This window comes from Neobacillus niacini NBRC 15566 (assembly GCF_001591505.1).
GTDB classification, from domain to species: domain Bacteria; phylum Bacillota; class Bacilli; order Bacillales; family Cytobacillaceae; genus Neobacillus; species Neobacillus niacini.
In genome coordinates this window covers 55,228-68,310 of sequence record NZ_BCVA01000034.1, presented here as the reverse complement: position 1 = coordinate 68,310, position 13,083 = coordinate 55,228, and the positions used below count along the sequence as shown (strand labels likewise).

At 40.1% G+C, this 13,083-nt stretch carries 10 protein-coding genes; 3 read left to right on the top strand and 7 right to left on the bottom strand.

Annotated elements, in window-relative coordinates:
* Positions 1-46 precede the first annotated feature (46 nt).
* The 5 genes from BANA01_RS20775 to BANA01_RS20755 form a co-directional block, all read right to left on the bottom strand.
* Positions 47-460, bottom strand: a complete 414-nt coding sequence (locus tag BANA01_RS20775) for a Zn-ribbon domain-containing OB-fold protein (RefSeq protein WP_063254553.1) — start codon at positions 458-460, stop codon at positions 47-49.
* A 3-nt stretch (positions 461-463) separates the two neighbouring features.
* Entirely contained in the window at positions 464-1,627 is a 1,164-nt protein-coding gene (locus BANA01_RS20770; RefSeq protein ID WP_063254552.1) for a thiolase domain-containing protein, read from the bottom strand.
* Positions 1,628-1,668: 41 nt separating this feature from the next.
* A complete protein-coding gene (locus tag BANA01_RS20765; RefSeq protein ID WP_063254551.1) occupies positions 1,669-2,670 on the bottom strand; it encodes a phosphotriesterase family protein in 1,002 nt (333 codons plus the stop codon).
* 21 nt (positions 2,671-2,691) lie between these two features.
* Positions 2,692-3,732 (bottom strand): phosphotriesterase family protein, encoded by a 1,041-nt coding sequence (locus tag BANA01_RS20760; protein WP_063254550.1) that lies wholly within the window; start codon positions 3,730-3,732, stop codon positions 2,692-2,694.
* A 498-nt stretch (positions 3,733-4,230) separates the two neighbouring features.
* Positions 4,231-4,794: a TetR/AcrR family transcriptional regulator gene (locus tag BANA01_RS20755; RefSeq protein WP_063254549.1), complete on the bottom strand. Its 564-nt coding sequence runs from the start codon at positions 4,792-4,794 to the stop codon at positions 4,231-4,233.
* Positions 4,795-4,932: 138 nt separating this feature from the next.
* Between BANA01_RS20755 and BANA01_RS20750 the strand changes: the two genes are divergently transcribed.
* On the top strand, positions 4,933-5,694 hold the full coding sequence (locus BANA01_RS20750) for an IclR family transcriptional regulator (RefSeq protein ID WP_063254548.1): 762 nt from the start codon (positions 4,933-4,935) through the stop codon (positions 5,692-5,694).
* Positions 5,695-5,783: 89 nt separating this feature from the next.
* Here the strand turns inward: BANA01_RS20750 and bcp are convergent, their stop codons facing one another.
* Both bcp and BANA01_RS20740 read right to left on the bottom strand, forming a co-directional pair.
* The gene (gene bcp / locus BANA01_RS20745; RefSeq protein WP_063254547.1) at positions 5,784-6,254 is read right to left on the bottom strand and encodes a thioredoxin-dependent thiol peroxidase; all 471 of its coding nucleotides are present in this window, start codon (positions 6,252-6,254) and stop codon (positions 5,784-5,786) included.
* Between the two features lie 69 nt (positions 6,255-6,323).
* Entirely contained in the window at positions 6,324-6,725 is a 402-nt protein-coding gene (locus tag BANA01_RS20740; protein ID WP_063254546.1) for a potassium channel family protein, read from the bottom strand.
* Positions 6,726-6,901: 176 nt separating this feature from the next.
* Here BANA01_RS20740 and BANA01_RS20735 point away from each other — a divergent pair, with 176 nt between their 5' ends.
* Positions 6,902-8,197: a glutamate-1-semialdehyde 2,1-aminomutase gene (locus tag BANA01_RS20735; protein WP_157411842.1), complete on the top strand. Its 1,296-nt coding sequence runs from the start codon at positions 6,902-6,904 to the stop codon at positions 8,195-8,197.
* A gap of 298 nt (positions 8,198-8,495) precedes the next feature.
* Positions 8,496-12,965 (top strand): glutamate synthase-related protein, encoded by a 4,470-nt coding sequence (locus BANA01_RS20730; RefSeq protein WP_063254544.1) that lies wholly within the window; start codon positions 8,496-8,498, stop codon positions 12,963-12,965.
* Positions 12,966-13,083: the final 118 nt, after the last annotated feature.

The window sequence follows — 13,083 nt, the reverse complement described above, 5'->3', positions numbered from 1 at the left end:
AACACGCCTTAATTAGCTTATTAACTTAAGTGACGGTAATCTCCTATCAACCTTCAACAGGTGTAAAGCAAGGTATATAAGGTCCTGGATTACCTTGATCCCCGCTTTGCTTGAATACCACTTTTACCCTCTGATTGATGTGCACTGTATCTAAATCACAATCAACGATATTTGTCATCATTCTCGGTCCTTCATCGAGTTCAACAAAGGCGATCGCGTATGGGACACCTCGTCGCATTACACTATAGGTATAGACGCTTCCAGTGCCTTTTGCTTCCACCCAGCTTGTTTTATCAGTCATGCAGTATGGGCATATTACACGGGGATAATAATGATATTCCCCGCAGGAATCGCACTGCTTAAGAAGAAGTTTTCCGTCTGCAGCAGCAGCCCAATATTCCTTATGTTCCGGATGAATTTCAGGGATTTTCATCGTTCTTTCTTGATATGTAGTTCCCATTGTTTACACCCTCTCCATGATAAGTGTTGCACTGCCATGACGGCTTGCCAGCCCGCCGCCAGTACCGTGAGCTAACGCAATATCACAATTCTCAACTTGCACTTTTGGGTGTGCCTCTCCACGGAGCTGACGAACTGCCTCAATCACTTTTACAATGCCGCCGCGACTTGCTGGGTGATTGTTATTCAATCCACCGCCGTCTGTATTAATCGGAAGCTTTCCAATCCCTGAAATTAGGTTGCCATCAGCGACAAACTTCCCGCCTTCACCCTTCTTACAAAAACCTAAGTCTTCAAGCTGCATTAATACAGTAATGGTGAAGCTATCATAAATAGAAGCATATTTAATATCTTGAGGAGTAACTCCCGCTTCCTCGAATGCTCTTGGTCCTGACCAAATCGCTCCTGAGTATGTTAAGTCGGTTTTCCCTCCAAGTAACCCTTTTGGTGCTTCGCCTGCACCCATAACCCGGACTAGTGGACGTTTCAGACTTTTCGCAATCTCAGGTCTTACCACTACTAATGCACCACCGCCATCGCTTACAACACAACAATCCAATTTATGTAATGGATCAGCAATCATAGTAGAGGAAATTACATCTTCCACGGTAACTACATCAGGCAGCATTGCTTTTGGATTGTATTGTGCATGGTGTGAAGCAGCCACTTTGACCCATGCCAATTGCTCGCTTGTCGTTCCGAATTCATACATATGTCGAATCGCAGCCATTGCATATTCATTCACAGCAGTTGGTCCAAAAGGAAGTTCAAACGGTGTTTCTGGAACATTTGCACCAACAAGCTTCTGTTTAACACCGCTTCTCCCTTCTGAGCGTGGACGACCTGCCATTGTAATTAACGCAACATTACACTTACCTGCAGCGATTGCCTGTGCAGCATGTGAGACATGAGCAATGTACGAAGAACCGCCAGTATCAGTACCATCAACATGTCGAACATTTAGACCTAAATAATCGACCATCGACAGCACTCCACCCGGAGCGTCTCCGGCACAAAAATAACCGTCTACATCGGAGAAATTTAGTCCTGCATCGTCTAATGCACCTTTCGCACATTCAGCATGTAAGGCTGCCACGGATTTTTCCGGAGCCTTACGTGTTGGATGTTCAAATGCCCCTGCAATATAGGCCATTCCTTTAATTGTCATCTGACTTAACCTCCCGTTGATAACATTGTTCGTTTTTCCTATTAACGAGATTCTTGCTTTGTACGTCCTAACGATGGATTGATGTCTTTCGGTTCCTGCATGGTTAGGAATTTTGTTGGATTGTGTACTAAAAGTTGTTCAAATACTTCTTCCCCCACACCCGCTTTACGCAGATCCGGTAAGAATTCTTCAAACAGGTAGTTTACTGAATGCCCTTTTAATCCTGGCCATCCTAGAGCACAACAGTTGGCATCTGCTGATATAAGAGCACGGTCGACATAACCCTTATCTAGGAAACGAAGGAAATGTTCCACACGATCTTGTCGCGGACGAGACCAATATGGCGCACCGACCATTTCACTGTCGTAACCGATGGTGTCAAATCCAACCCAGCCACCTAGATTCGCAATCAAATTATCACGGTTTTCATCTAGATAACCGCCATCGTCCGCATGTCCCATTAGTACACGATCAAGCGGCAAACCTTCTTCATTGAAAATAGCAATGGCTGTTTCAGCGTCAACACATAAATGTGTAATAATTGGAACACCCGTTTTTAATGCTGCGCGTGCCGCTGCACGGTAAATGCGTTTATCAAGTTCACTTAATTTACCACCACGGCTTACACCTACCTTAATAGCACCAGCTTTTGCTCCAGTTCCGTCTATCCCAACCGTAATTTCATGAATGAATAAATCCATCAGATATTCGACTGATTTTTCACGGAAATATGGCAGAGCTGAGTCCCCTGCTACGAAGCCTGTAACAGCAATTATATGAACACCGGTTCTACGTGAAATCACTTGGAAATATTCGACATCACGTCCGTTTCCGATACCTGTACAATCTACAAATGTTTTTCCACCATGTTCCCGGAAGCGGCGTAATTTTTCGATAGTCACTTCAAACGCTTCTTCTGGTTTTTTCCACCATTGAGTATCTAAATCACATCCTGGCAGACCAAAGCCAATATGCTCATGAACTGCTATAATCCCTAAATCTTCTACCGGTATCGGACCTAAAACCGTATTTACTTTAGCCATCTATTTATTCACTCCTCACGTTTATTTTTGCTCTGCTGCCACTACGGATTCTTTTTCCGCAGCTGCTGATGTACCAAAAGTAAGTACACGTTGTGGGTTATCTTCTAAAAGAAAACGAACCTGCTCGTCCGTTAGCCCTGCTTTTCGTAACAATGGTACAAATGTTGTCAGCAAGTAATCATAGCTGAGATTTTTCGCTTCATGACCTTTTGCAACACCTACTGCGTTCGTGGAGATTAATACACAGTTGCCCAGGCCTTCTTTAAATAGCTCAACAATTAATTGAACACGCTGCTCGTCGCTCACATAGCCTTCGTATGAAGCCCAGCCAACATGGTCTAATGCCACATAGGCACCGCGGCGTGCTATTGCGAATACTTCCCTTCGTTCTACTGCATCGAGACGGTCAAGCCCACCAATGATAATACGGTTTGGTTCAATGCCTTCACCTAATAAGACCTCTAAATCATTTACAGCATCTGCTCCATATTGAACAGACACCGGTACTCCAGTAATAAGCGCTGCTTGAGCAGACCCCCGGAATAAATTTGTTTCTTTTTCCGTAATACCGCTTCGACTTGCGATGGACGTCACTAAACCTGCAAGACCTGAGCGTTCAATACGAGGTACCACAATTCCTTCCATCACCTCTTTAGCGAACAAATCAGCAAATTGCTCTGCCGACCACGGGGTGGGCGGATTCTTTTGCGGTGTAACAAAGTAACCACTTAACATTGGCTCCGGTCCTAAACCTGTTGAGGCTATAATATGTATGCCTGTTGTTTTTGAAAGAGTTTCATAGAGTTTTACATCACGACCATGGAACATTCCAGTACGATCGACAATGGTTTTCCCCCCATTTCGACGGAATTCAGTTAACTTTCTTTTTAACACCTCAAATATCTCGCTTTTGTCCATATTAATCTCTGGAGCATATTCCGCACCTGGCACTACAGAAAGAAGTGATTCATGAATGAGTACAACACCTAATTCATCAGCTGGAACCAGTCCAAGAACAGTTCGAACAACACCTGAACTTTTTTCTTTTAAATTATCTAGCATTGTAAAACCTCCTATCATTTAATAGTTCTACACCTTATAGGTGTTGGCGAAGATGGTTTAATTGTTAATGCTCACCTAAACAAACCGGTCGGTCTAATTTAAGCGCAACGCTAAAGTCTAAAACTCACATTATACAATTTTTAAACAGACCGGTCAGTCCAATCCTACTAAAAATAAAAAAACGATTGAAAATGTAAGAAGTTTTTTAGGCCAATTGTCCTTAAAATATTACATTTTATATGTAATCGCTTTCTTTTCTCGTAAATCATAGTTGTAATCTCACTTGTTAGTAAAATATTATAATAATGTTATACCAAAGTCAAACAATTTTAATTTTTCTAAATAGGCACAACAATTAGATTACTATTTTGATATACTCAAAATTTATTGCTATAATTTAGTATGACATATAAAAAAAAGCTGCCTTTTACATCCGTTTTAATGACGTTAAGGCAGCTTCATTTTTAATTAGAAATTATTTATTTAATAATAAAAAAATTACATTACATTGTTCAGTACTTTCGGTAATTCACGGGCAGTGACCTTTAGTGGCTGACTTGAATTTTGTGTTAAACAGAGCATGATCGCACCTTCTATAGAAGCAATCATCATGAGAGCAATAGAATTTGCACTTTCTATTGAAAATCCGTCTGCTTCTAACTTTGCAGAATATATAGCTTGCATTTTCAGGTAAAGGTCCGAACAGGCATTGCGCACAGATTCACTTAGGGAACCTATTTCACTTATAATGCTAGTGAAGGTAGAAATAACAATCCTGCCTTCTTGTTCAAAATCGTTCACCAATATATCGATCATCGCCCGCACTGCTTCTTTAGTAGTAGGATATTGATTGAAAATCTCAGTTATATGCGTTGTAATTTTTTCATCAATCGACTTAAGACAGGCAATTAATAATTCTTCTTTTCCGTCTGGAAAGTGGTGATAAAATGAACCTTTTGAAATGTTGCAAGCTTTTATGATTTCGGTTACCCCTACACCCTTATAGCCATAATGTTGGAAAAGAGGTGTCGAAGTCTCAATTATCTGTAATTTAGTATCCATTTTAATAGTAAAACTCCTTCATCACAGGTCTTTCTATTACTATATCCATAAAATTTTCCATTTTTCAAGAATTTAACTATAATTGTTTACAACACTAGCTATGATAATATAGGGATTAGGGTCTTTAGGAGGTTCAATATGGAAGTCATGAAAAAAGGAACTACCATCCAATCATTAGAAGTAGGGATGGGCATTGTAGATTCGATCGCCAAACAAGGCAGGCCGTTAAAATTTTCTGAAATTCAAGAATTAACCCAGATTACCAAAAGTAATCTTTATAAATACTTAAATACCTTTACACAATTAGGCCTTCTCTTTCGTTACAAGGATACAGGAGAATATGTATTGGGGAGCAAGTTGATTGAGTATGGGATGGCTGCTGTAGACCAAGAAAATGTGATCGACCGTATTTCTCCTTATCTCCATGAGATAAACGATATATTTTCGAGTACCGTTCTTTTCTCCAGCTGGACACATAGCGGACCAATGATTATTAAAGATTATAATAAAAATCGCGGAATAAATATTGGTGCTCAAATAGGAACCATACTTCCTATTCGATCTGCCTCAGGCAAAGTGTTTATGGCATTTATGGAAGAGCAAATGATTCGCGAATGGAAAGAGAAAGAATACAGGCAAATTCCTCCTGAAAAGCTAAGTCAGCTTGAAGAAGAATGTGGTATTATACGTGAGAAAGAAATTGCCTTTGCAAGGGAACCGCTGGTACCATCAGTATCATCGGTATCCATACCAGTTCTAAATTATCAGGGAAAACTCCTCGGAAGCGTAACCGTTGTAGGTTTTTCTGAATCTATCCCACAAGATGAAAATAATGAGCTTTCCCAATCCTTACTGTCAATTAGCAAAGAAATATCAGCCGGCTTCGGCTATAAAAAATAAGCGGGTATCTCCCCGCTTATTTTTTTCTATATAGAAAGCCTTACTTCTAATTGAAGTAAAGCTCCTATGTGTGCTGTAATATGACTCTTTTACACTAGATTCTCTTTAACATACTGTAAAGCTTCTTCCACATGCCCTTTTACTTTAACTTTCCGCCATTCTTTCACCAATTTACCTTCTTTATCAATGACAAATGTCGATCTTTCGATTCCCATATATTCTTTACCAAAATTCTTCTTTAACTTCCATACCTCATACAATTCAGAAACTTGATGATCCTCATCAAATAAAAGTACGAACGGTAAGTTATACTTTTCTATAAACTTTTCATGCTTTGCTACAGGGTCAGGGCTAACGCCAATAATAACAGAGTCCATCTGTGAAAAGTCACCGTGATAATCCCTGAAATCACATGCTTGGGTCGTACAACCCGGTGTCATATCCTTAGGATAAAAATACAATACAACATTTTTACCTTTTAAATCTGACAATTTCACTTTTTCACCATTACTTGCTAACAATTCAAAATCAGGAGCCTGTTTGCCTAACTCTATTGTCATACCTTAAACCACCTCATGGAAAGTATTCTCTTCCATAAGCCTAACCAAACATGATGAACAATACAACTATTAAATATCCTTTACTTCACGGTCCATCAATGCCCGAGCTACAAATGCTGCTGGCAGTGTATAGCCAATTAATGCTTCCACAACAGCTACCATTCTCCCTAAACCGTGTGGAATAACATCTCCATTTCCAACGGAAAATAATGTCATTGCACTAAAATAAAAGCTTGTTTCAAACAAGTTATAGTTGTTTTCACCATTTACCTCAACAAGTAATGAAATTCCTTTTAATTCAAATAATAAATAGATGAGCCCAAACCCAAGAATAACAGTTAGATAGATAGACCCCAAAAAAAGTGCATTTTCAATAGAAACAAACTTTCCTTTTACGGTGTTTGGAATAAATAACGTTCTAATACTCATAAAAATACAGAAGATTACGATTGGTAATAAGAAATAAAACATAAGCGTACACCTCGGGTAGAATCAGTTAGTCTCATTCTATGCCAGCTTGGACAATAAAATATCAACAATCATAGCTAAAGTATCAGGACCGAGAAATATTTCAAAAAGTAAAACAAATAAAAGTCGATTAAAAAAGTGATATTATAGGAAGGAATCCATTTCAAGGAGGAAAAGGAATGCAATTTACTAATTCAGAACGAATACATAATGAAGCGTTAGAACATATTGTTGGTGGTGTAAACAGCCCCTCCCGCTCTTACAAAGCCGTTGGCGGCGGTGCCCCAGTGGTTATGGAACGAGCTCAAGGAGCCTATTTTTGGGATGTCGACGGAAACCAGTATATTGATTATCTAGCTGCTTACGGTCCGATTATTACAGGTCATGCCCATCCTCATATTACAGAAGCGATTAAAAAAGCAGCAGAGACTGGTGTTCTTTATGGAACTCCTACCCCGCATGAGGTAAAGTTTGCAAAAATGCTAAAGGAAGCCATGCCCTTTTTAGAAAAGGTTCGTTTTGTGAATTCAGGTACTGAAGCTGTCATGACAACGATTCGTGTAGCACGTGCCTATACTGGAAGAGATAAGATTATTAAGTTTGCAGGTTGTTACCATGGTCACTCTGACCTTGTTCTTGTTGCAGCCGGGTCAGGTCCTTCTACTCTCGGCACCCCTGATTCTGCAGGAGTTCCCAAGAGTATCGCCCAAGAAGTGATTACCGTACCTTTTAATGATATTGAACCTTTTAAGGAAGCGTTAGAAAAATGGGGCAACCAAATCGCTGCTGTCCTAGTGGAACCGATTGTCGGGAACTTTGGAATTGTCGAACCAAAGCCGGGATTCTTACAGCAGGTAAATGATCTTACTCATGCTGCAGGTGCACTCGTCATCTATGATGAAGTCATTACAGCTTTCCGCTTTATGTATGGTGGAGCACAGGATTTATTAGGAATTCAGCCAGATTTAACAGCTTTAGGGAAAATTATTGGCGGCGGTCTGCCAATTGGAGCCTATGGCGGACGCAAGGAAATTATGGAAGAAGTTGCGCCACTAGGCCCAGCCTATCAAGCAGGAACAATGGCAGGTAATCCAGCCTCCATTCTTTCGGGGATTGCCTGTCTTGAAGTGCTAAAGCAAGATGGAGTTTATGATTACCTTGATCGATTAGGAGCTATGCTTGAACAAGGAATTTTAGCGGCAGCTAAAGAGCATGATATTCAAATTACCATCAATCGTTTGAAGGGTGCACTTACGGTTTATTTTACAAACGAAAAAATTGAAAACTATGAGCAGGCAGAAAATACCGATGGTGAAATGTTCGGCAAGTTCTTCAAGCTAATGCTGCAACAAGGAATAAATCTTGCACCTTCTAAATATGAAGCATGGTTCTTAACCATTGCTCATACTGAAGAAGACATAGAGGCTACACTTCATGCTGTAAATAATGCATTTTCTGCGCTTAGAACCGAATAAATATACATTTTTTATTCAAATATAGAGAGTGAAAACCACTCTCTATATTTTTTGCTTTGTTTTGAAAACGTTTTCAATTCAACAGTTTTTCCATTTCTCTTCCTTATTGTTTCCTCAATTTTCTATCCATTTCTTTGTATATTTATTTGATTTCTGAAAATTCATATGATAATATAAAATTATTATTTTTCTAAAAATTTCTATAACTCCCCGTTTTTTATGGCAGCAAATCTTACACTAAATACCTATATAGGAGGTGAATCGGCTTTAGATGGACATCCGCTGAAGCCAAATTTATATGACAGAAAGATGGACTCCTTCCCTTTTTAAAGATTTCCACAAACATGAGCACGATGCCTGCGGAATTGTCGCTTGTCTCGAAAAAAACAAACTTCCAACAAGAAAAAACATTTTTGATTGCATAGATGCCTTAGTTACCATGAATCATCGTGCTGGTTTCATTAATGGTGAAGGGGATGGGGTTGGGATTCATGTTGATATCCCAACGGCACTTTGGAAGGAAAAATTACAAAGTGCTGGTGTAGACCCGTCTCATACAGATCATACTGGCTTTGCTGTAGGTCATGTTTTTATCAGCCAAAAAGCTGACTGGTTACCTACTAAACAAGAATTACTAGAGAAACTGCAAAACTATGGTTTAGAAGTCATTTTTGAAACGAATCAAGTCACAGATTCAAGTGCTTTAGGTCCCATTGCGATCCAAGAAAACCCTGTCTTCTGGCAATTTGCCTGCCTTTCTGAACAAGCAGGGCAAGAACTGACGAAAGTCTTATTCGAAGTAATTATCGATTTCGAAACCAATGAACATGTGCATGTTGCATCGCTAAGCCAAAATCATGCAGTATATAAAGTTATGGGCGCTGGCGATATTCTCTCTCGTTACTATAAGGATTTAGCTAGTCCCATTGTTGCCTCAACGATTACTCTCGGTCATAATCGTTACTCTACCAATACCCTTTCCAGTTTTTTCCGTGTACAGCCTTTTAGTGTGCTCGGTCACAATGGAGAAATTAATACCATTGCCAAACTTCGTGATGAAGCAAGAATGATTGGTGTTCCACTCGTAAAGGACGGCAGTGACTCACAAGATTTAAGCCGGACAATGGAAACCTTAATATGCCGTGAAGGATATACATTATTCGAGGCAATGGATTTGTTATTCCCGCCTATTATCAATGAAATTAAAGCCTACTCTCCTGACTTACAAGACTTATATACTTACATTCGTGAAGCTTGGGGTCATTATGCGCAAGGTCCTGCTGGCATTATTTCTAGATATGGAGATGAAGCAGCGTTTAGTGTAGATGCATTAGGTCTACGCCCTCTTTGGATGCTTGAGATTGAAACTTCTTATTTATTTTCATCTGAACCAGGGATCATCCCTTCTAGTGAGTATGTCAACGAACCTAAGCCTTTGGCTCCTGGAGAAAAAGTCGGCTTTAAGTGGAACAATCATAAATTAGAAGTTTACGAGCAGAACCGCTTTCAAAGAGAGGTTTATAACCGCTTTTCCAACCGCTTAAATCTTGGAAATTCTAGATTACGTTTACAAGTGCCAACGTTTGAAAAAACGATTACCATGAATTATCCCGACAAAATTCATAATGGACAATATAAAGCGTTTGGCTGGGAAAGAGACCACATTCAATTTATTGAGCAAATGGCTGAAAAAGGTGTCGAGCCAATTCGCTCCCTTGGTCATGACGCACCATTGGCTGCACTGAATCCTGAACGCAAAAACATTGCGGATTATATTAAAGAAAGTGTAGCAGTTGTTACCAATCCAGCCATTGACCGCGACCGTGAAACGGAACACTTTTCAACAAGGGTAATTATTGGAAAGCGTCCTGGTTTATTCAAAAAAGATAAAATAGAAAGTATTCTTGAGTTGACCACTCCCCTCCTACTAGAGGGCAAGGCTGGTTTTAGCTGTTCAGAAACGATTGGGCAGCCGAGCTTTGATCAAGTCGTTCAGCATTTCCAAAAGCAAAAGCTTGTCGCGTTTATTTCGGCAACCTTTAGGAAAGATGAAAGCATTGATAAGGCACTAACAAGAATTTCGGATGAAGCCGTTCAAGCGGTTACTTCAGGAAAGTCATTAATCATCCTTGATGACGCAAACGCCCATCAGGAAGACTTTTACTGGATTGATCCACATTTAGTTACATCTGCCGTCGATCAAGCATTGGTAAAGGCAGAATTAAGAAGAAATAGTTCATTAGTACTTCGTTCAGCTGCGATTCGTTCGCTGCATGACATCGTGACAGTTTTTGGATTAGGTGCAGATTTAATCAGCCCTTATTATATGTTCATGACAGTGCTTGATGAAGATAATAAACCTTTGATTAACCTCTATAATGCATTATCGAAAGGACTTGAAAAGGTAATTTCAACCATTGGCATTCATGAATTACGAGGATACGGCCGGCTATACTCGAGCATTGGCCTACACGCTGAAATTGCCAATATATTAAATATAGTTAACTTTTTTGGCTCCACAGAGATTGAGAATGATTTTGAAGCAATGAAGAATGACGCTTTTGCTAGAGCTGTGGATTATCAGAATGAGAAGGAAAGAGTCGGGAAAACGTTCCACTTATTCCCACGTATTTGGAAGGCGATAGGTGAAGTTGCTGCAACTGGTGACTACAGTGCCTACCGGGAAAAAATCAGCGAACAAGAAGAGCAAAATCCAACAACAATCCGTCATTTAATTCAATTAAAGCAGAGCAATCAAACAATCTCGCCAGAAAATGTTAACATTACAGTTGGTGAACATGATTTACCATTTATTATTTCTTCTATGTCATTTGGTTCGCAGAATGAGATTGCCTTTAGAGCTTATGCTGAAGGTGCTGACCGCTTAAACATGGTCAGTCTCAATGGTGAAGGCGGAGAAATCAAGGATATGCTTGGTAAATACCCAAAAACTAGAGGACAGCAAATTGCCTCTGGACGTTTTGGCGTAAACGCTGAGCTTTTAAACTCATCTAATCTATTAGAAATTAAAATTGGTCAAGGTGCAAAGCCTGGCGAAGGCGGTCACTTACCTGGTTCGAAGGTTACAGCTAAAGTTGCTGCTGCACGTAATGCCACACTTGGATCTGACTTAATTTCACCATCAAATAATCATGATATTTATTCCATTGAGGATCTTGCACAAATGATCCTTGAGTTAAAAACAGGCAATGACCAAGCAAAAATTGCTGTAAAGGTACCAGTTGTACCGAACATCGGCACCATTGCTGTTGGTATCGCTAAAGCTGGCGCTGATATTATAACATTAAGCGGTTTTGATGGCGGTACGGGTGCTGCCAGAATCCATGCGCTTCAGCACGTTGGACTTCCAGTTGAAATCGGTGTAAAAGCAGCCCATAATGCCCTTCTTGAAAGTGGACTCCGCAATCAAGTAGAAATTTGGGCAGATGGCGGCATGAAGAGTGCTCTGGATGTTATGAAGGTTATGCTCCTTGGTGCAAACCGTGTTGGTTTTGGAACACTATCAATGCTTGCAATTGGCTGTACTACTTGCCGTGGATGTCATTTAGATACCTGTCATGTCGGGATTGCTACACAAATTGAATCTGAAGTTCAAGCGAAGGAACATGGACTTCGACGTTTTGTACCACGTCAACTTGACCTTGCTGTTAATGGTATCATGAATCTATTTTCATCCTTTGGAAACGAATTGAAAGCTCTGGCGGCTTCTGTCGGTATAACTAATTTGCAGGACGCGGTAGGACGCTCTGATTTATTAGAGCAGGTTAAAGGAAAAAATCGGCTTAACCTATCGTATCTATTAAAGCCATTAGAGATTAGCCAATTCACAAAAACAGAAGAATCTAAGGCATTACAAGAAGTTCAATTGCAAGTGGCCGTTGGTGCTGAGTATTTAGACGCCAGCGTAGATCAATTACACTCTTCTCGTGAATTCAGTAGCGTCACTTCTGAACAGCGTGTCTTAGCAAGCAGAGTTTCTTGTCATCGTGTCCGTGGAAGACTTGATGGTTCTTACCAGCAACTCCCTCCTGTACAGCTGAAGTATAAGAATGGCTCCATTCCTGGTAATGGATTAGGAGCGTATAATAGCGGCGGAATTGAAATTACGGTTAACGGCGGAGGTCAAGATGGAGTTGGTAAAACTTCTTTTGGTGGTAATATTTATATCCTGAAGTCCAAAGGAAAAGACGGCAATTATTATAATGGTTCTGTTGGAAAAGGTTTCGGATATGGCGCACAAAAAGGTCTTCTTGTAGCTCAAGGTAATGCTGACGCCCGTGCAGGAATTCGTCTTTCTGGTGCTGACCTAATCATCGGGGGCTTTGTGAAGAAGCCTATTCCTGAGAAAGAAACAGGTAATATCGGTGCCAATGCAAATATTAAGGGTTTTGCCTTTGAATACATGACAAACGGCCGCGGCTTAGTTTTAGGAGATCCTGGTCCATGGATTTGTGCAGGAATGACTGGTGGAGTCGTTTATGTCCGCCAACAGCCTGAATTAGGTTTAACAGCAGAAGCGATCATGCGAAGGATTGCTAAAGGTGCTAAAGTCTCCGTCATGAGCTTAACCGACAATGGGAAAAAAGATGTGAATGAGCTTCTTGGTAAATATACAGATGTACTGGCCAATGATGGTCAGACAGAAGAGGCAAATCAGCTTCGTGCGTTGCTCTCTAACCCAGAAGATCACTTTATTCAAATTGTTCCAGTCAAAGAACAAGCTGACCCAGCTGTTTCTACAGAATGATATTAGAAGAATGTCCGCTTACTAAGTGGACGTTCTTTTTTTACGTTTAAACAAATATCTTTAACTATTGCTGATAAAAATTCATATAATATCTCTTGATAAAATTGTTTAATCCATG